The sequence below is a fragment of the Amycolatopsis kentuckyensis genome (assembly GCF_041679295.1).
In the GTDB taxonomy this organism is placed as follows: Bacteria; Actinomycetota; Actinomycetes; order Mycobacteriales; family Pseudonocardiaceae; genus Amycolatopsis; species Amycolatopsis kentuckyensis_A.
The window spans coordinates 995720-1013955 of record NZ_JBGDMD010000002.1 but is presented as its reverse complement, the minus strand read 5'-3'; the positions used below and the strand labels follow the sequence as shown (position 1 = coordinate 1013955).

The following is an 18236-nucleotide window of genomic DNA, read 5'->3' as shown; positions in this document are numbered from 1 at the left end:
AAGCGGATTGGCGCCCGATCGGGTGACGCGGGTCACCTGGCCGTGAAATTGATGCCGTGCCACCCGGTCGCGCCATCGGGAACGGTTCCGGCCCGGTCCTCGGTTTGCGTGTACCCGCTTTTGTCGGTGGCCCGGCAGACGACCTGGTGGCCGCCTGACGGAACGTCGAACTCGATCCACCACATGCGCCAGGTTTCGAGGTTGACCTCGTGGGACAGCATGGCTTCGCGCCACGGGCCGTCGTCGAGGCGCACCTCGACCTTCTCGACGCCGGTGTGCTGCGCCCACGCGATCCCGGCGACGCGCACCTTCCCCGACGGCACGGTTTCGAAACCCTTGGGCGTGTCGATCCGCGATTCCGTCTTGATCGGCGCTTCCCGGCTCCAGCCGCGTTTCAGCCAATAGGCCTGCCGGGCCTGCCAGGTCGTCACTTCGAGGTCGGTGACCCATTTCGTCGCCGACACGTAACCGTAGAGCCCGGGTATCACGAGGCGCGCCGGGAATCCGTGTTCGATCGGCAGCGGTTCACCGTTCATCCCGATGGCGAGCATGGCGCCGCGCCCGCGGTCCATCGCCGCGGCCACCGGGCTGCCGGACGTCCAGCCGTCCACACTGGACGAATAGAGCTGCTCCGCCCCGGGCCGGACCCCGGCCTCTTCGAGGAGGTCGGCCAGGTCGACGCCGATGAAGTTCGCCGTGGACACGTACGTGCCGCCGACCTCGTTGGAGACGCACGTCATCGTGATGGTGCGTTCGACGAGCGGCCGGTTGCGGATATCGCCGTAGCTGTACCGGATTTCGCGGTCGACCATGCCGTGCAGGCGCAGGCTCCAGTCCTCGGTCCGCACCTGCGGGACGGACAGCGCGGTGTCCACGCGGTAGAAGTCGGCGTTGCGGGTGAGGAACGTCGGCGTGCCCAGCTTCGCGAAGTCGGCGTCGGCCGGGATCATCGGCGCGGTCCGGGCCGGGACCAGCCGCCCGACGGCCTCGCGCGACGCCGCCGCGTCCCGGCTGCCGGCGAGGAGCTGACCACCGAGACCGGCGACGCCCGCGCCGACGACCACGCCGGCGCCGGCCAGCAGGACCGTCCGGCGCGAGGCGTCCGGGGCGACATCGCGCCGCGCGGCCCGGTGCAGGAAGCCGAAGGTCGCGACCCCTACGACCAGGCTCGCCAGCGGGGCGAGCAGGGCCACGGTGGAGAGGTCGGGACGGGCGTACACCGCGACCACGCCGACGAGGCCGAACCCGGTGACCACGACGAGCCCCGGCCACGGCTTGCGGCGGGAGGCGAGGCCCGCCGCCGCCGCGGCCAGCACCATGACCACGGCCATGCCGGAGAGCAGGACGAGCTTGTCGTACGTGCCGAAGGTGCGGACGGCGAAGTCCTTCAGCTGCACCGGCGTCAGGTCGATGGCGCCGTTGCCGACCGCCAGGTACGGCGAGGCGTTGACGCCGACGAAGCCGGCGACGAGGTGACCCGCCGCCAGCGCCGCCGCCAGCGCGAGGACGCCCAGGAGGGCGGCCACCCACCGGCGCAGCTTCGGTGCGGGCGTCTGTTCGGTGCTCATCGCAGTCCGATCGCTAGGCAAGGGAGATCCGGGTGACCGCCGGGGTCGTCGGGCCCGCGGATCCGCCCGCGGGTTCGACGGTGATGCCGATCCGGTCGGTGCCGGGCGGGATGTCGGACATGAGCATCCGCGGCTGCAGGATCCCGGCCGAGTGCGCCTCGCCGGCGCGGATCAGCCACACCTGGTAGACGTGGCCGGCGTCGAGCGCGGGCAGGTCCGAGGCGAGCAGCACGGCCTGGTTGCGGCTGCGCGAGACGACCAGCGTCGCGTGGCCCTCGCCGGTGCCCTGGATCGCGGACGCGTCGGGCGCGGACAGCACGGAGTCGACGGGAGCCGGCGGCGGGGCCGAGGTGATGACGCCGACGCCGACCGCGACGACGGCCGCCGCGGCGGCCGCGACCAGCGTCATGCGCAGCCGGAAGACTCTGCCGCGCTTCGGTTTTCCGCCCCGCTGGACCGGGATCCGCGGCGGCAGCTGCCGCGTGCGGGCCACGTCGGCCAGCACCAGCAGCTTCAGCTCGGCCGGCGGGGTCACCGAGTCGGCCGCGCCCAGGCGGGCGCCGGTCGCGCGCAGTTCGGCCACTTCCTGGCGGCACGCCGGGCATTCGCCGAGGTGCCGTTCGAACCCGGCACGCTCCACATCGGACAGTGCGTCCAGCGCGTAGGCCCCGGTCAGCGTGTGCAGCTCGGCGGTCATCGATCCACCCCCAGGCAGTCACGCAGCCGGATGAGACCGTCCCGGATGCGGGTCTTGACGGTCCCGGGCGCCACCTTCAGCACCTCGGCGACCTCGGGATACGTGTAGCCGTTGTAGTACGCCAGCACGATCGACTCGCGCTGGAGATCGGTCAGCTGCGCCAGGCACTGCCGGACGCGCTGCTGGTCGAGCGTGGCCAAAGTGGACTCGGTGACCTCGTCGAACGGCCGCCGCACGTCCATCCGGCCGGCCTTCTCCTCACGGTCGAGCACGGCCTGGTGCGAGCGCACGCGGTCGACGGCCCGGCGGTGGGCGATGGTCAGCACCCACGACAGGGCGCTCCCGCGGTCCGGGACGTACCGGGCCGCTTTGCGCCACACCTCCACCAGCACCTCCTGCGCCACTTCCTCGGCCTGGGCGTGGTTGCGCAGCACGCGCGTCACCAGCCCGAGCACCGGCCCGGCGATGACGTCGTAGAGCGCCGCGAAGGCGGGTTCGTCGCCCGCCGCGACCCGTCTCAGGAGTTCTTCGGCGTTCGCTGCGGGCACCGGCGCTCCGTCCGGTTGCAGCCGCAGCCGCCCTCGCTCACCCATGCCCGGCACCCTCCGCCTCACCCTGGTTGTGCGAGGCGTTCGCGGCCGGACGGCGGTGCGGACTGGTGTGCGGTGAGGCTTCCCACCCGGACGGTGCAACTCGGGCGCCGGGACCCATCCGGGGACGGGACGGCTCCGAAAGTCTGCTGTCGAGGTCGGTCGGCGGGCCTGCTCGGTTGCACGCGGCTCGGTCGAAGCGACGCGGCGACGTCCTGAATGAGTCGTTCAGGACCTCCGCGGCCTTGAATGACTCATTCAGGACACCCCGGCAGCGGCACAACCGCGCAGGCACCCGGCCGTCGACACACGGCCGAGGTGGCGCGACTCCGAAAGTTGAGTCACTTCATGTCTGAAGTGACTCCGACTGCGCACGCGGCCGCCACGACGTAACGACGTCGAAGGTGAAACGACTGCACCTGTGCAAGGACTCCGAACGACTGCTCACCCTGAGTGAGAAAACTGCCCGTAAGGCCACGCCGGCGGTGACCTCGGACACTTCTTGATCACCCCAGAGTGTGAAAGTTTTTCGGAACGCTGGGCGTTGAACTCACTATGGGTTATCCCTGGAACAAGACGAAGTTAACCGACGAGTAGCAAAGGCAGTCCCGATGGCCGACCCGCACAACGTGACCAGCGCCAGCATCGACTTCGCCCTGCGCACCTTCGGGGCCGAGCCGCGGCCGGTGCCCGCCGAGCTGGAGTACGACACCCGCGACCCGTACGCGGTCGCCGTGGTGCTGCACGCCGGCGCGAGCGCCGTCCGCTGGCTCTTCGGGCGCGACCTGCTCGCCGACGGCCTGCTCGCCCGCTGCGGCGACGGTGACGTCCGCGTCGGGCCCGCCGGCGACCCCGCCCTGGTCGTCGTGGAGCTGACCTCTCCCGACGGTGCCGCCGTGCTCGAGGCGCCCGCCAAGGAGATCGCCGCCTTCCTCGACCGGACCTACGACGTCGTGCCCGCCGGCAGCGAGAGCGACTGGTTCGACTTCGATCAGGAACTCGAGAAGCTCTCGTACCAGGACTGAGTACCGTCCTCGCGGTGAGCTTCTTCCTGACGAAGGTCCTCGCCGCGCTCGAGGACGGTGGTGACCGGCCGCTGTTCGTCCACGACGGCGTCACCACCTACCACCAGGCCCGCGACCGCCTCCGGCGCCTGCACGGCGGCCTCGGGGCCACCGGGAAAACCGTCGCCGTCGACCTGCGCAACCGGCCCGAGACCGTCCTCGTCCAGCTCGCCGCCCTCCTGCGCGGCGCGACCGTGCTCCTGGTCCCGGCCTCCGCGCCCACGCAAGACCGGCTCGCCGCGGCGAAGGGCGCCACCGTCGTCACCGACCGGCCCCGGGACTGGCCCGGCGCCGACACCAGAACCCTCGCCGACCTCGATGGCGAGCCCCAGCCGCTGGACCCGCCGGACACCGTGCACCTCCTCTTCCCCACCGGCGGCACCACCGGCACCCCCAAGCTCATCCGCCACAGCGGCATCTACGACGGCATGGCGCACATCTTCGCGCCGGACCCGGCCGGCCCCGGCCGCACGCTGCTCGTCGCGCCCATGACGCACATGACCGGCAACGCCACCGTCCTCGGCACGCTGCTGAAGCGCGACACCCTCGTCGTCCACGACGGTTTCGACGCAGGCGCCGTCCTCGACGCGATCCGGGACCACCGCATCGACACGCTCTCCCTGACGCCGCCGCGGCTGGCCGCCCTCCTCGACCACCCCCGGCGGAAGCACACCGACCTCAGCAGCGTCCGCTCACTGTCCGTCGGCGCCGCGCCGCTGCCGCCGCACCGGCTCGCCCAGGCGCTCGACGTCTTCGGCCCGGTCGTCGGCCAGGGCTACGGCCTCACCGAAGCGCCGATGATCGCGAGCATCTCCGCCGCCGAGCTGATCGCGCGGCCCGAGCTGCTGGGCTCGGTCGGCCGGATCGTGCCCGGCATGGAGGCCCGCCTCACCACCGACGGCGAGGTCGAGGTGCGCGGACTGTCCATGATGGACGGTTACCTCGGCGGCCCGGACGTCGGCGCCGGCTGGCTGCGCACCGGCGACCTCGGCCGCTTCGACGACGACGGCTACCTCTACCTGCTCGACCGCGCCGACGACGTCGTCGTGGTCGGCGAGCACGGCACCAAAGTCCCCACGACCGTCGTCGAACACGCGCTGGAGACGCACCCGGCGGTGCGGAGCGCGGCCGTGTTCGGCCACGGCGATCTGCTGCACGCCGTCGTCGTCGCCGAAAACGTCACCGAAGACGAGCTGAAGGCGCACGCCCGGGAAGCCTTCGGCCAGGAGCACTACGTTCCGGCGAAGGTGGACTTCGCCGCCGCGCTGCCGCTCACCGAGGTCGGCAAGATCGACAAGCGCGCGCTCGCTCAGCTCGTGACGGCGCCGTAGGACGACGACCGGACCAGCTTCGCGTACTTGCCGAGCACCCCTTCCGGGAACTTGTTCGGCAGCGGCTCCCAGCCTTCGCGGCGGCGGGCCAGCTCGGCCGCATCGACCAGCAGGTCCATGCTGCGGCCCTTGATGTCGACGGCGATCCGGTCGCCGTCGCGGACGAACGCGATCGGCCCGCCGTCGACCGCCTCGGGCGCGACGTGGCCGATGCACAGCCCCGTCGTGCCGCCGGAGAACCGGCCGTCGGTCAGCAGCAGGACGTCGCGGCCGAGCCCGGCGCCCTTGATCGCCGCGGTGATCGCGAGCATCTCGCGCATGCCCGGCCCGCCCTTGGGGCCTTCGTAGCGGATGACGACGACGTCGCCGGCCTCGATCCGGCCCTCGTTCAACGCCGCCATCGCCTCCTGCTCGCGCTCGAACACGCGCGCCGGGCCCTCGAAGTTGGCCGTGTCGAAGCCCGCGGACTTCACGACGGCGCCATCGGGCGCGAGCGAGCCGCGCAGGATGGTGATGCCGCCGGTCGGGTGCAGCGGGTTGTCGAGGGTGCGCAGGACCTCGCCGTCGATCGGGTCGGGGTCCAGCTCGGCGAGGTTCTCCGCGACGGTCCGGCCGGTGACGGTCAGCGCGTCGCCGTGGATCAGCCCTTCGTCGAGCAGTGCCTTCATCAGCACCGGGATGCCGCCGTGGCGGTCGATGTCGTTCATGACGTACTTGCCGAACGGCTTCAGGTCGCCCAGGTGCGGCACGCGGTCGCCGACGCGGTTGAAGTCGTCGAGGGTCAGCTCGACCTTCGCCTCGTGCGCGATGGCCAGCAGGTGCAGCACGGCGTTGGTCGAGCCGCCGAGGGCCATCACGACGGTGATGGCGTTCTCGAACGCCTCGCGCGTGAGGATGTCCCGCGCGGTGATGCCCTTCTCGAGCAGCCCGACGACGGCTTCGCCCGAAAGGTGCGCGTAGTGGTCGCGACGGCGGTCCGCGGACGGCGGCGCGGCCGACCCCGGCATGCTCATCCCCATCGCCTCGGCCGCCGACGCCATCGTGTTCGCGGTGTACATTCCGCCGCAGGCGCCTTCACCAGGGCAAATGGCGCGCTCGATGCGGTCGAGGTCGCCGGGCCCCATGCGCCCGGCCCGGCACGCGCCCACGGCCTCGAAGGCGTCGATCAGCGTGACGTCCTTCTCGGTGCCGTCGGTCAGCTTCACCCAGCCGGGGGCGATCGTGCCCGCGTAGAGGAACACCGACGCGAGGTCGAGCCGGGCCGCCGCCATCAGCATGCCGGGCAGGGACTTGTCGCAGCCGGCCAGCAGGACCGAGCCGTCGAGCCGCTCGGCCTGCATGACCGTCTCGACGGAGTCGGCGATGACCTCGCGGGACACGAGCGAGAAGTGCATGCCGTCGTGGCCCATGGAAATGCCGTCGGACACGGAGATCGTGCCGAACTGCAGCGGGTAGCCGCCGGCCGCGTGCACGCCCTCCTTCGACGCCTGCGCGAGCCGGTCGAGCGACAGGTTGCACGGCGTGATCTCGTTCCAGGAACTGGCGACGCCGATGATCGGTTTCGTCCAGTCGCCGTCGCCCATCCCGACGGCGCGGAGCATGCCGCGCGCGGGCGCGGCCTCGATCCCGTCGGTCACCGTGCGGCTGCGGGGTTTCGGATCGATCGTCATCGCGGGGCCCTCCGGTACGACGTTCGGACGCACTGCAGCCTACTCGGCTCGGCGCGGTCCGCTGGCCGGAACGAACGGCTTCCCGGACCCGGGCGAACCGGCGAAAACTCGGGCAGATGATCGCCACAGTGGTGTGGGGCACGGGCAACGTCGGCCGTGCGGCAATCCGGGCCGTCGACGCCCATCCGGCGCTGGCGCTGACCGCCGTGCTGGTGCACGATCCGGCGAAGGTCGGCAAGGACGCGGGCGCGCTGGCGGGCGTCGGAGACCTCGGCGTCGCCGCGACCGACGACATCGACGCCGTGCTCGGCGCGAATCCACGCGCCGTCGTCTACGCAGCCTCGGGGGACGTCCGGTTCGACGACGCGCTCGCCGACATCGTCCGCGCGGTCGGGACGGGCGCGGTCGTCGTGACGCCGGCACTCTACCCGCTCTACGACCAGCGCAACGCGCCCCCGGAACTGCGGGACCCGGTGCTGGCCGCGATCAAGGAAGGCGGCGGCTCGCTGTTCGTCTCCGGCGTCGACCCGGGCTGGGGCAACGACGTGCTGCCGCTGCTGATCAGCGGGCTCGGCACGGACGTCGACGTCATCCGCTGCCAGGAGATCTTCGACTACTCGACCTACGAGCAGCCCGACTCCGTCCGGTACCTGGTCGGCATGGGCCAGCCGATGGACTACGACCCGCCGATGCTGATGACCGGCGTGCCGTCGATGGTGTGGGGCGGGCAGGTCCGGCTGATCGCGCGCGGTCTCGGCGTCGAGGTCGACGAGCTGCGCGAGACGCTGCAGCGGCGTCCCCTCGAAGAAACCGTTTCCACGCGGACCATGGGCGACTTCGAGAAGGGCACGCAGGGCGCGGTGCGGTTCGAGGTGCAGGGCATCGTCGACGGCGAACCGCGGATCGTCATCGAGCACGTGACGCGCATCCACCCGTCCTGCGCGCCGGACTGGCCGACGCCGCCCAGCGGCGACGGCGCCCACCGCGTGATCATCGAAGGCCGGCCGCGCATCGAGGTCAGCGTCGAAGCCTCGGACGAAGGCGAGAACCGGTCCGCGGGTGGCAACGCCACCGCCGTCGGCCGGCTCGTCGGCGCGATCGACTGGCTGGCCGAGGCGGAACCCGGCCTCTACGACGCACTCGACGTCCCGCTGCGCCCGGCAGCCGGCAAGCTCGGAAGGAGGCGCTCGTGAACATCGACATCCCCGAAGGCAAGGACCCGATCGGGTACGTGTGGGGCGAGATGGTGCCCGGCATCGGGATCGCCGCGTCGCAGTTCTCGCTGGCGGTGTACTCGCACACCACGTTGGGGTTGCGGGAGTTCGAGGCCGCGCGGCTGCGGATCGCCCAGATCAACGGGTGCGTCTTCTGCCTGGACTGGCGCACCGAACGCGACGGCGTCAAGGTCGAGCCGGAGTTCGCCGACGCGGTCACCGAATGGCGCACGACGGAGCTTTTCGACGAGCGCACGCGCCTCGCGGCGGAGTACGCCGAGCGGTACGCGACCGACCACCACAACCTGGACGAGGACTTCTGGAAGCGGATGTCCGCGGTGTACAGCCAGAAGGAGATCGTCGAGCTGTCCATGAGCCTGGGCTCGTGGCTGGCTTTCGGTCGCCTGAACCACGTCCTGGGCCTGGACACCGTCTGCGTCCTGCCGTCCCACCGGTCGTGAGTGGGAAACAGTGTTCTAACACTGTTTCCCACTCACGACCGGCTGCGGCAGACTCTAGAAGTCGGTGGCGATGATCTTCTCGATGTTGCGCTCGGCCAAGGCCGTGATCGTCACGAACGGGTTGACGCTCGTGTTGCCCGGGATCAGCGAACCGTCGATCGCGTACAGGCCCGGGTAGCCGGCCAGCCGGCCGTAGTTGTCGGTCGCCTTGCCGAGCACCGCGCCGCCGAGCGGGTGGTACGTCAGGTGGTCGCCCCAGATCTTGTACACGCCGAAGAGGTCCGTCCGGTAGATCGTCCCCTCCTTCGCGTTGATCTTGTCGAAGATGGACTTCGCCATGTCGATCGACGGCTGCTTCCACGCCGTCTGCCAGTTCAGGTCCACGCCCTGCGTCGCCGGGTTGTACGTGAACTGGCCACGGTTCGGGTTCTTCGTGATCGACAGGTAGAACGACGCCCAGGTCTCGATGCCGGTCGGCAGCGGCGCGACTTCGGCGAACGCGCCGCCCGCGGCCCAGTTGTCGATGCCCCCGCACGGGATGGACGACTGGAGGCTGCCGGTCGGGTCCCAGATGTGGTTGGCGCGCCCGCACATCACGTTCCCGTTGTCGCCCCAGCCCTTCCCGACCTCGCCGTTGAGGTTGGGCAGCGCGCCGGTGGCCTTCAGCTTCACCAGCAGCTTGCTCGTGCCGACGCTGCCCGCGGCGAAGAACACCTTGTCCGCGGTGACGCCCTTGGTCGCGATCACCGCGCCCGAGGTGTTCAGCTGCTCCAGCGTCACGGCGTAGCCGCCGCCGGCCGCGGGCGTCACCGACGTCACCCGGTGCAGCGGCGAGATCGTGACGCGGCTGGTCGCCTTGATCTGCGGCAGGTACGTCTTCTGCAGCGACTTCTTGCCGTAGTTGTTGCCGTACAGGATTTCCCCGGCCAGCGCCGAGCGCGGCACGGTGTTCGCCTGCTCCTGCTGCATGTAGTTCCAGTCGTAGACGTCCGGGACGAAGACGAACGGGAACCCGGACCGCTGCGCCTGCTTCCGGCCGACGCGCGCGTACTGGTAGCACTCGGCGGAGTCGAACCACGCCGGGTCGACGAGGCCGACGCCGAGGCCGGCGTTGGCGCGCGGGTAGTAGGTGCTGTACATCTCGTCGGCGTTGACCGTCGGCAGGATCGCGCCGAAGTTCTCCCGCTTCGGCGTGACGGCCATGCCGCCGTTGACGAGCGAGCCACCGCCGACGCCGCGGCCCTGGTACACGATGATCCCGCCGAACTCCTCCGCGTCGAGGATGCCGGTGTACTTCGGGATGTCCTTGTCGATCGGGAACCCGAGGAAGTTCGACAGCGGCTGCTTCGTCCTGGTGCGCAACCAGAAGGAGCGCTGGTCCGGGGCGGTCGTGTTCGCGAAGATCTTGCCGTCCGAGCCGGGCGTGTCCCAGGCCATGCCCATCTCGACGAGCTGGACGTCGATGCCGGCCTGAGCCAGCCGCAGGGCGGCGACCGAGCCGCCGTAGCCCGACCCGATGACCAGCGCGGGTACGCGCGCCGCATCGGAGATGGTGGCGGCGGCCGCCCGGCTCCCCACAGCCGCGGCCGCCAAGATAGAACCAGTTCCAGCGATGAAAAGACGACGGGAAACTTGCCCAGAAGCTGTTCTCCATACGGATTCGTCACGCATGTGATGGTCCTCACCGTTGAGGTATATTAGAACAGGTTATAACTCAGTGGTGCAGACAAGTCGACATATACCCGCGAGTAACCTCCCCGGGTTGCGCGAGGATTCCGCTGAATGGGCCATGATGGACGACTGTGGAGTCGACCCGAGTGGACCGCTGGCTCTGGGCGGTCCGGCTGACGAAGACCCGACCGGACGCCGCAGCGGCGTGCCGGGGCGGGCACGTGCGCGTCAACGACAAGCCGGCCAAGCCCGCGACGACCGTCGTGCCGGGTGACGAAGTCCGCCTGCGCATCGGCGGGACGACCAGGATCCTCGACGTGGTACGGGTGATCCAGAAACGCGTGGGCGCGCCGGACGCGGTGACGTGCTACGTGGACCGGACGCCGAAGCCGCCGCCGGAGACCGCGATCCCGGTCGCCCGGCGCGATCGCGGCGCGGGCCGTCCGACCAAAAGGGAGCGCCGCGTGCTGGACGCATTCCGGCACCAGGAGTCCTGAAGTCTTGAATGAGTCATTCAGGACCACGGAGGTCCTGAATGACTCATTCACTACACGCGGCCAGGAAATTGGGTCGTTCGCAACACAACCGGCCGCGCGCGTAATCCGGCTCCGAGAGGCCGACCGCGGGGCGGCCTTTTTCTCACCGGCGCCGTGCCGGTGCGGCCGGCGAGGGCGGGCGACTTCGGGAGCTCGGTCAGGCCGGGGCGCGGCAGCGGTCCTCACGGCCCGGTCCGATGGCGAGCTGGACGAGGTGCGGGCCGGAGGTCATGCCCCGGCGTGCCATCCGCCCGATGGTCATCTCGCCCGATGACCATCGGAACCGCCCTCGCGGGCGGGATTCGCCGGGGATACCGGGGACTTCGCCCGGTTCGGGTCCGTTCCGGGCGAAAACGGGTAGTACCCCCGCCGGATGGAGGGGAACCATGACAACGGCAGAAGAAGCCCCGGACCGCCTGCTCGCCGCGGCCCGGCCGCTGGTGGTGCGCTACTGCCGCGCCCGGCTCGGCGCGGGGCCCGACACCTGGCGCTCGGCCGACGACGTCGCGCAGGACGTGTGCGTCGCCGTGTTCAAGGCATTGACCACCCGGCCGCCGGACCGGCCGTTCCCGAACTTCGTGTGCGGCATCGCCCGTCACAAGGTCGCGGCGGCCCGCAAGGCGGCGGCGCGGCAGTGGGACGAGCCGGTGGCCGAGTTGCCCGACGAGGTCGACGCCTCGCTGGACCCGGAGCACCACGCCCTGCGCCGCGAACTGGGCGAGCGGATGGCGAAGCTGCTGCAGGTGCTGCCGGAGAAGCAGCGCGAGATCCTGGTGCTGCGGGTCGCGGTGGGGCTGTCGGCCGAGGAGACGGCGGAGGTGGTGGGGTCGACGCCGGGCGCGGTCCGGGTCGCCCAGCACCGGGCGCTCAGCCAGCTGCGCAAGGTCGTCGGGGGCTGAACCGGCGCTACCCTGGCCGGGTGAGCGACAGCGAGAACTTCGAAGGACGCGATGTCGGGTCCGGGATCTCCGTCATCCGCGAAAGCACCGACGTCGTCGGCTCCGGGCCGCGCCTGCACCGGCACCCCTACACCGAGACGTTCGTCATCATCCGGGGCCGGGCCCGGTTCACCGTCGGCGACACCGAACGCGACGGCGGCGCCGGCGACGTGCTGGTCGTGCCGGCCGGCACGCCGCACAAGTTCGCCGTGCTCGGCCCCGGCGTCTACGAGGCCGTGCACATCCACGAAAGCGACCACTTCATCACCGAGTGGCTGGAGTGACGCTCAGAGCCCGCCGTCGGGGATCATGCCGCGCAGCTTCGTCAACGCGCGGTACTGCGTGATGCGGACGTTGCCGGCGGAGATGCCCAGCGCCTCCGCCGTCTCGTTCGCCGACAGGCCGACGACGATCCGCAGCGACAGGATCTCCTGGTGCAGCGGCGGCAGCGACGCCATCAGCTTGCCCAGGCGGGCGCCGAGGTCGAGGTCGAGCACGTGGCTTTCCGGCTCGTTGCCGCCCAGCGGCCGGTCCGGCAGCTCCGGCACCGGCTTCGACCGGTCGCGCGCCACCGAGCGGAAGGCGTCGGCGACCTTGTTCGCGGCGATGGCGCGCACGAGGTAGAGGAACGAGCCGCCGCGGTCCTGGTAGCCCGGCAGCACCTTCAGCACGGCCAGGCAGACCTCCTGCGCGACGTCGTCGGCCGACAGGTAGGACAGGTCGCGCCCGCCGATCCGGGCGCGGCAGTAGCGCACGACCGTCGGCTTGATCAGCCGCAGCAGGGCCTGGACGGCGTCCGGGTCGCCGGCGCGCGCCGCCGCCACGACCGGGTCGAGCTGCTCCTTCGTCAGCTTCCCGTCCGGGCGCGGCAGCTCCTCGAGCACGACGTAGCCGTCGACCGCCGTCTCCGCCATCATGGTGTCCACGGGTTCCCTCCTCGCATCGTCCACCGGACCGGGTCCCCGTCGTCCACAATGGACCGCACTGGTCCTTTGTCCGCATCCGCCGGTTCCCGGTCCGACAACCGGAGTAATCGAGGCGCTGACCAGCAACGTTGCAGCGGTGTGGTTCTTGTCCAGATATTGTCCGTTAACCAGAAACGGCCCACCGGGCTTACCGGGCGGTCATACCCGCCGGGCGGGTCAAATAGTGGACAGATCCTGCCGTCCGTAGCGAATTCGCGACCCGTTCCGATCCTTGGCGCGTGACCGCACTCGACCTCCCGGGAACCGAAGCCATGATCACCCATTGACCGCCGACGTCTTCCTGTGCCTGGCGGCCGCCGGCAAGGTGGAAAAAGCCCTGCGCACCGACGGGCTGCGCGTTGTCCGAGGTTCACCTTTCGACGATTTCGACAAGATCGCGCCGGAACTGGCGGCGTGCCGCGTGCTGCTCACCGAGCATTCCGCCGCGGTTTCCGACCGCGTGCTGACGACCGTTCCGGGGGAACCGCTCGCGGACCTGGTCCGGCGGGTGCGCGAGGCCGCCGCCGGACCCGGGCACGTGCTCCCCTGGACTGTCCACAGTGCACTCGTCGAGCGGCGGGCGGTCCTGGTCCGCGGCCTGCCGGGCGCCGGCAAGACGACGCTGGCCGAGCGGTACGCGAGCCTGGCCGCCCGGTTCGGCGGCCGGGTGCTGCGGACGGGACCGTTCGGCCACGTCGACCCGGACGAGTTCCTCCCCCAGTTCCACCTCGCGCTGGCGGCGGCCGCGGGCACGTCCTGCGGCGGGTTCGAGCGGTTGCGAGCACGGCTGGCGGCCCGCATCGAAGCGGCGGGTTCGCGAGTGCTGGTGCTGGTCGACGACGTCCCGGCGGAGGTGCCCCCGAACGAGCTGGCCCGGGTGCTGCTGCCGGCGGCGGCGGTCCGGACGTTGCTGACGAGCCGAGCGGCGTGCTGGCCCGGGGCGACGGTGGAGGTGCCGGGGCTGACGGTCGCCGAGGGCCTGCGGCCGGGGGCCGGGTTCATCGCCCGCTGCGACGGCCACCCGATGACGATCCGGGCCGCGGAGTTCTTGCTGCGGCTCGGTGTGTCGCTGGACGAAGTGCCGGATACGGCACCGGACGCGATCCGCGAGGTGCTCCTCCGGTCGGGGCGGCCGGCGTGCGAGCTGCTGCGGCTCGGGTCGGTGCTGGCGCCTTCGCCGATCCCGGTCGAGGTGGCGGGTCAGGAGTTCGAGCCGGCGGTGGCGGAGTTGGTGGCTCGGGGGTTCGCAGTGCGGGTGGCCGGCGGGGTGCGGCTGCAGGGGTTGGCGGTGGAGGTGGCCCGTGGTGAGTTCGGGGCGCCGGCTGCCGGCGGGGCGGTGGAGGCGGTGTTGAGGGGGTTGGCTGGCGGCTCGAGAGCGGTAGGGCTGGGCGACGGCTCCCCGCCGGATCACGGCAGCACTCCCGAGCCGATCGAGGCCTCCCCGAGCGAGGCTGAACTCGGTGAGGCCTCCCCGCCTGGCCTCGCAAGCACGGCCGCCACCTCCCCACCCGACCACCCGCCCACCATCACCCACACGTACCTCATCGAGCACGCCCGAGCGCTCGCCGAACACAGTCCCGCCCGCCGCTCAGCCCTGCTTCGACCCGTCGCGGCCGCCTACGAAACCCTCGGCGACCCCGCCACCGCCGGTGAAATCCACGCCACCATCCTCGCCACCGGCGAAGCGAGCCCCGCCGACTTCACCGCCGCCGCTCGCGTTGAACTCGCCTGCGGCTTGGTCCCCGAAGCCCTCACCCACGCACGTCGAGCCCTGGGCGCCGGCCACCACCCCGCCGCCCGCGTCGTCGCCCAAGCCCTCGACTGCCGAGGCGACTACGCCGAAGCCGACCGGATCTTCTGGCACACCCACCACCCCGCCACCGCCGAAGACCGGCTCCACGCGGCCAAAGCCCGGCGCCTGCGCGGCCACCCCGAAGAAGCCATCGCCCTCCTCGAACCGGCACCAGGCGAACTCGCCCTCGAATACGCCCGCAACCTCCTCCAAGCCGGCCACGCACAGCGAGCCCAAGAAGTCGCCCGAGCACTCGACAGCCCCGACGCGGACGTGATCCGGGCCGAAGCCGCCCTCGTCGACCAGGACCCCGCCGGCCTCGAACAGACCTATGCGCAGCGATACGGCATCGAAAGCCCCCTCACCCTGACCGCCTCCGTCCACGCCGCCCGGGCGCGAAACCGGGACGCCCTGAACCGGATCGAACCGGCCGTCCGGCGGGTCCTCGGCGACGACCACCCGCTGCACCACCGGCTCCGGCACGCCATGGGCCTCGCCCACGCCCGGCTCCGCCAGTTCGACCGCCAAGCCGACCTGCTCGACGACGTCCTCGGCGCCCAGGTCCGGCTCCTCGGCCGGACGCACCCGGAAACCGTCGAAACCCGGCTCGACCTCGGGCTCGCGCTCGCCCTCAGCGGCCGCGGGCCGCTCGATCGAGCTGTCGCGATGGTCGACGAAGCCGCCCGGGACGCCGGTGCGGCACTGGCCGCCAAAGCCCGGGCCGCCCGGGTGATCGTCCGGCGGCCCGCCCCCGAACGGCTGATCCGGCCCTGACCGTCAACCGCACTGCCAGCGGATCCCGTACGCGAAACCCGGCGCCAGGTGCCGGAACCGGACGTGCACCTCGCCCACGTCGTCGGGCTCCAGCACCGCCCCACGGGGTGATCGCGTGTCGTTCTGGAACGCCTTCTCCAGCAGGACGATCCGGCTCGGCACCCGGTCGCCGAAGCGGACGTGCAGGTCGAACAGGTCGCACGGGTGCCGCGGCACGCAGATGTAGTGCGGCTGGCGCATGTTCGCCCGGAACCGCAGTCCGATGTCGTGCCGCTCGCCGCGCCGCAGCGGCTCCGGCAAGCGCAACGCCAGCCCGATCCGGTCACTCGACTCCATCGCGCGGCCGGCGAGCGCGCCACCGTGGAACACGTCGACGTCGAGATCGGACTCCCGCACGGAATCGCCGGATTCGGCGGGCGAGGTGAGCGTGAGCGCCAGGTCCAGCTCGGCGATTTCGTCGGCGTCGGCGACGACCCGGCGGAATTCGAACGCCTCGGCCACCGGCTGGTCGAGTGCGAGCGTCACGCGCAGTTCTTCGGTGTGCCAACTGCGGCTCGGATAGCGCGGCCGCGGATCCGGTCCGCCCGTCGCGACGGCCATTGCCGCGACCTGCTCGATTCCTTCGTCGATCCGCCGCCGGACCGTCCGGTCGTCGCGGTCGAGCGTGATCGCCGCCCAATGCACCCGTTCCTGGTAGAACGGTTTTCGCGCGCGCTCGTCCAGCGCGAACGCCGCCCGCAAAGCGATCTTCAGGTCCTCCGGCAACGACTCGACGAGCGGCCGCAATCGGTCGGTGAGTTTACGCCGCACCGCCACCGAGTCGTCATCTTCCAAAATGCCGCATGCGGCGCGCAAAGCGGGTCCGACGCGATCCGCGAGGGGTGTGGTGAAAATTCCCCGCCCTTTGCGCAGAACCTTCAGCTCACCGACCACGTCCGCCGCACTGAGGTCCACCGTTCCTCCCTCGCCCTTACCGCACGGGGATCAATATTCGTCAGCCCCGACGCCGATGTCCAGTCGATCAAGCGGCGGCAAACGGATCGTTATCCGCCGCATTCTTGACGGGCCGCATCGATTTCCCGCGGAAATCGCCGCGATCCCCGATGCGACCGGACGGCGCACCCGGGCGTCGAAAGTGTCGAACGCCCGCGCGCCACCCCGGCGGGTGATCGTGGGGTCGCCGGGCGCGGGCCGGGGTACTTGTTGATCATGAACCCGAAGATGTGGCGCCTGCTGATCTCGGGGTCGCTGCGGCTGTTCCTGATCAGCGCCGTGCCGGCCGCGGCGCACCTCTCCCTGTTCGTCGGGGTGGTCGCGACGGTGATCGCGGTCGTCGTACCGGCGCCGCGGACCCCGCACGAGCGCCTGGGCCCCTAGCCCGCCACGACGCGCGCCAGCACGGCCGGGACCGCCCGTTCGAGCTCGGCCGCCGCGTCCTCGCCACCGGCCAGGTGCCGGAGCAGGGCCTGCTGGAAGAGGCCGTCGAACAGCGCGTACGCGACGACCTGCGGCACGCTTTCCGGCACCGACGCCAGCTCGGCGTAGCGGGCCACGACGTGGTGGATCATCTCCTCGCGGCGCCGGTCGATCTCGAGGACGTCGGCGCGGAAGGACGCCTCGAACAGGCTCTGGTTGCGCAGGTCGTACCAGAGCCGGTGCATCTTGGCGTCCGCGCGCAGCGTCGCGGCCATCGCCGCCGCGAAGTCCCGTTCCAGCTCCGCCGCCGTCCGCGCGCGGGCGACGAGCTCGTCGTACCGGGTGACGCACACTTCCTCGAACCGCCGGACGCAGTGGGTCAGCAGGTCGACCTTGTCGGCGAAGTAGTAGTGCAGGACGCCGTGCGAGAACTCCGAGTTCTGCGCGATCTCCCGCAGGCTGGTGCGCGCGTAGCCGAGCTCGGCCAGGGTCTGCAGCGCCGACTCGGCCAGCTGGGCCCGGCGGTCCGCGAACTTGTCCACCTGCCGGCGCGAGATCCGGTCCCGGGTCCGCTCCTTCGCCTCAGTCACCTGCACCGTCCGTCACGTCGGGAGCTGCCGGGTTCAGTCTATCGGGCAGTTGACCGGCTCAGCCTTGACCGACGCCTGCCAGGGGCGCAGCTTCTCCGGGTTCCGCACCGCCCAGATCCGCCGGATCACCCCGTCCGCGACGTCGAACGCCAGCACCGACTCGACCACGCCGTCCCGCTCCGCCACGAGCCCCGGCCGCCCGTTCACGACCCGCTCGACCAGCGTCATCGCCGGCACGCGGCGGGTGATCTCGACCGTGTACCGCGCGACGTTCTCGCCGCCTTCGACCGGCCGCAGCACGGTGGTGGCGAGCCCGCCGCCGTCGGCGACCGCGACGGCCGCCGGGTCCAGCAGCCCGATCAACCCCGGGATGTCCATCGCCTCCCACGCCGCCTTGAACGCCCGGACGACCGACGCGTCCCCCGGACCGGCGGGAGCCGGCGCGGGCCGGACGCGGCGCCGGGCCGACGTCGCCAGCTGGCGGCACGCGGCCGCTGACCGGCCCAGGACCGACGCCACCTCGGCGAACGGGTAGCCGAACACGTCGTGCAGCACGAACGCGACCCGCTCCGCCGGGGTCATCGACTCGCAGACGACGAGGAACGCCATCGTGACCGACTCGTCGAGCACCAGCGCCTCGGCCGGGTCCGCCAGGCAGTCCGGCGGCAGCGGCTCCGGGATCCACGCGCCCGCGTACCGCTCCCGCCGGACCCGTGCCGAGCCCAGCAGGTCCAGGCAGAGCCGGCTCGCGACCGTCGTCAGCCACGCCCCCGGCTTCTCGATCGCCTCCCGCTGCCGCCCGGACAGCGCGAACCACCGGCCGTACGCCTCCTGGACGACGTCCTCGGCGTCGCTCAGGGAACCCAGCAGCCGGTAGGCGATCCCGAGCAGCTGCGGCCGCTCGGTCAGCACGTCGTTCTCGCTCACCCCACCCTGACGAGCCGGGCCGGCGATCTGTG

The 18236-nt window shown here is 71.4% G+C and carries 18 protein-coding genes; 9 read left to right on the top strand and 9 right to left on the bottom strand.

The window, feature by feature from the left end; all coding sequences use genetic code 11:
* Positions 1-32: 32 nt before the first annotated feature.
* Genes ACERZO_RS10960 through sigK form a run of 3 tightly spaced genes read right to left on the bottom strand, consistent with a single transcriptional unit; the run spans position 33 to position 2858 of the window.
* Positions 33-1568: a molybdopterin-dependent oxidoreductase gene (locus ACERZO_RS10960; RefSeq protein WP_372664427.1), complete on the bottom strand. Its 1536-nt coding sequence runs from the start codon at positions 1566-1568 to the stop codon at positions 33-35.
* Between the two features lie 13 nt (positions 1569-1581).
* A complete protein-coding gene (locus tag ACERZO_RS10955; RefSeq protein ID WP_372664426.1) occupies positions 1582-2265 on the bottom strand; it encodes an anti-sigma factor in 684 nt (227 codons plus the stop codon).
* Positions 2262-2858, bottom strand: coding sequence for an ECF RNA polymerase sigma factor SigK (gene sigK, locus ACERZO_RS10950; protein ID WP_372664425.1), 597 nt, complete (start codon positions 2856-2858; stop codon positions 2262-2264). Before sigK ends, ACERZO_RS10955 begins: the two co-directional genes overlap by 4 nt.
* A 608-nt stretch (positions 2859-3466) precedes the next feature.
* Between sigK and ACERZO_RS10945 the strand changes: the two genes are divergently transcribed.
* Positions 3467-3880 carry an SsgA family sporulation/cell division regulator gene (locus tag ACERZO_RS10945; RefSeq protein WP_372664424.1) on the top strand — a complete coding sequence of 138 codons (414 nt, stop codon included), beginning with the start codon at positions 3467-3469 and terminating at the stop codon, positions 3878-3880.
* A gap of 14 nt (positions 3881-3894) precedes the next feature.
* Positions 3895-5250: a class I adenylate-forming enzyme family protein gene (locus ACERZO_RS10940; RefSeq protein WP_372664423.1), complete on the top strand. Its 1356-nt coding sequence runs from the start codon at positions 3895-3897 to the stop codon at positions 5248-5250.
* On the opposite strand, the gene ilvD is transcribed toward ACERZO_RS10940, so the two are convergent.
* Positions 5229-6920: a dihydroxy-acid dehydratase gene (gene ilvD, locus ACERZO_RS10935; RefSeq protein WP_372664422.1), complete on the bottom strand. Its 1692-nt coding sequence runs from the start codon at positions 6918-6920 to the stop codon at positions 5229-5231. The genes ACERZO_RS10940 and ilvD overlap by 22 nt on opposite strands.
* Before the next feature lie 116 nt (positions 6921-7036).
* Here ilvD and ACERZO_RS10930 point away from each other — a divergent pair, with 116 nt between their 5' ends.
* Positions 7037-8113: an NAD(P)H-dependent amine dehydrogenase family protein gene (locus ACERZO_RS10930; RefSeq protein ID WP_372664421.1), complete on the top strand. Its 1077-nt coding sequence runs from the start codon at positions 7037-7039 to the stop codon at positions 8111-8113.
* On the top strand, positions 8110-8595 hold the full coding sequence (locus ACERZO_RS10925; RefSeq protein ID WP_372664420.1) for a carboxymuconolactone decarboxylase family protein: 486 nt from the start codon (positions 8110-8112) through the stop codon (positions 8593-8595). Before ACERZO_RS10930 ends, ACERZO_RS10925 begins: the two co-directional genes overlap by 4 nt.
* Positions 8596-8649: 54 nt before the next feature.
* Here the strand turns inward: ACERZO_RS10925 and ACERZO_RS10920 are convergent, their stop codons facing one another.
* A complete protein-coding gene (locus tag ACERZO_RS10920; protein WP_372664419.1) occupies positions 8650-10188 on the bottom strand; it encodes a GMC oxidoreductase in 1539 nt (512 codons plus the stop codon).
* A gap of 209 nt (positions 10189-10397) precedes the next feature.
* Between ACERZO_RS10920 and ACERZO_RS10915 the strand changes: the two genes are divergently transcribed.
* From ACERZO_RS10915 to ACERZO_RS10905, 3 genes are all read left to right on the top strand, one after another.
* Positions 10398-10763, top strand: a complete 366-nt coding sequence (locus ACERZO_RS10915) for an RNA-binding S4 domain-containing protein (protein WP_372664418.1) — start codon at positions 10398-10400, stop codon at positions 10761-10763.
* Positions 10764-11188: 425 nt separating this feature from the next.
* The gene (gene shbA / locus ACERZO_RS10910; RefSeq protein ID WP_372664417.1) at positions 11189-11701 is read left to right on the top strand and encodes an RNA polymerase sigma factor ShbA; all 513 of its coding nucleotides are present in this window, start codon (positions 11189-11191) and stop codon (positions 11699-11701) included.
* A 20-nt stretch (positions 11702-11721) separates the two neighbouring features.
* On the top strand, positions 11722-12024 hold the full coding sequence (locus ACERZO_RS10905; RefSeq protein WP_372664416.1) for a cupin domain-containing protein: 303 nt from the start codon (positions 11722-11724) through the stop codon (positions 12022-12024).
* Between the two features lie 3 nt (positions 12025-12027).
* Here ACERZO_RS10905 and shbA (ACERZO_RS10900) read toward each other — a convergent pair whose 3' ends face one another.
* The gene (gene shbA, locus ACERZO_RS10900) at positions 12028-12657 is read right to left on the bottom strand and encodes an RNA polymerase sigma factor ShbA (protein WP_372664615.1); all 630 of its coding nucleotides are present in this window, start codon (positions 12655-12657) and stop codon (positions 12028-12030) included.
* A gap of 331 nt (positions 12658-12988) precedes the next feature.
* On the opposite strand from shbA (ACERZO_RS10900), the gene ACERZO_RS10895 reads away from it, so the two are divergent.
* Positions 12989-15271, top strand: coding sequence for a hypothetical protein (locus tag ACERZO_RS10895; RefSeq protein ID WP_372664415.1), 2283 nt, complete (start codon positions 12989-12991; stop codon positions 15269-15271).
* A 3-nt stretch (positions 15272-15274) separates the two neighbouring features.
* Here ACERZO_RS10895 and ACERZO_RS10890 read toward each other — a convergent pair whose 3' ends face one another.
* On the bottom strand, positions 15275-16087 hold the full coding sequence (locus ACERZO_RS10890; protein WP_372664414.1) for a hypothetical protein: 813 nt from the start codon (positions 16085-16087) through the stop codon (positions 15275-15277).
* Between the two features lie 393 nt (positions 16088-16480).
* Between ACERZO_RS10890 and ACERZO_RS10885 the strand changes: the two genes are divergently transcribed.
* A complete protein-coding gene (locus tag ACERZO_RS10885; protein ID WP_372664413.1) occupies positions 16481-16648 on the top strand; it encodes a hypothetical protein in 168 nt (55 codons plus the stop codon).
* Here the strand turns inward: ACERZO_RS10885 and ACERZO_RS10880 are convergent.
* Positions 16645-17277 carry a TetR/AcrR family transcriptional regulator gene (locus ACERZO_RS10880; protein ID WP_372664412.1) on the bottom strand — a complete coding sequence of 211 codons (633 nt, stop codon included), beginning with the start codon at positions 17275-17277 and terminating at the stop codon, positions 16645-16647. The two genes, ACERZO_RS10885 and ACERZO_RS10880, sit on opposite strands and share 4 nt — an antisense overlap.
* A gap of 33 nt (positions 17278-17310) precedes the next feature.
* On the bottom strand, positions 17311-18204 hold the full coding sequence (sigJ, locus tag ACERZO_RS10875; RefSeq protein ID WP_372664411.1) for an RNA polymerase sigma factor SigJ: 894 nt from the start codon (positions 18202-18204) through the stop codon (positions 17311-17313).
* Between the last annotated feature and the right edge of the window lie 32 nt (positions 18205-18236).

Bases quoted from the DNA above. Each gene is read 5' to 3' on its own strand.
- ACERZO_RS10960 (WP_372664427.1), bottom strand. From the start codon at position 1,568: ATGAGCACCGAACAGACGCCCGCACCGAAGCTGCGCCGGTGGGTGGCC.
- ACERZO_RS10955 (WP_372664426.1), bottom strand. From the start codon at position 2,265: ATGACCGCCGAGCTGCACACGCTGACCGGGGCCTACGCGCTGGACGCA.
- sigK (WP_372664425.1), bottom strand. From the start codon at position 2,858: ATGGGTGAGCGAGGGCGGCTGCGGCTGCAACCGGACGGAGCGCCGGTG.
- ACERZO_RS10945 (WP_372664424.1), top strand. From the start codon at position 3,467: ATGGCCGACCCGCACAACGTGACCAGCGCCAGCATCGACTTCGCCCTG.
- ilvD (WP_372664422.1), bottom strand. From the start codon at position 6,920: ATGACGATCGATCCGAAACCCCGCAGCCGCACGGTGACCGACGGGATC.
- ACERZO_RS10930 (WP_372664421.1), top strand. From the start codon at position 7,037: ATGATCGCCACAGTGGTGTGGGGCACGGGCAACGTCGGCCGTGCGGCA.
- shbA (WP_372664417.1), top strand. From the start codon at position 11,189: ATGACAACGGCAGAAGAAGCCCCGGACCGCCTGCTCGCCGCGGCCCGG.
- shbA (WP_372664615.1), bottom strand. From the start codon at position 12,657: ATGATGGCGGAGACGGCGGTCGACGGCTACGTCGTGCTCGAGGAGCTG.
- ACERZO_RS10885 (WP_372664413.1), top strand. From the start codon at position 16,481: ATGAACCCGAAGATGTGGCGCCTGCTGATCTCGGGGTCGCTGCGGCTG.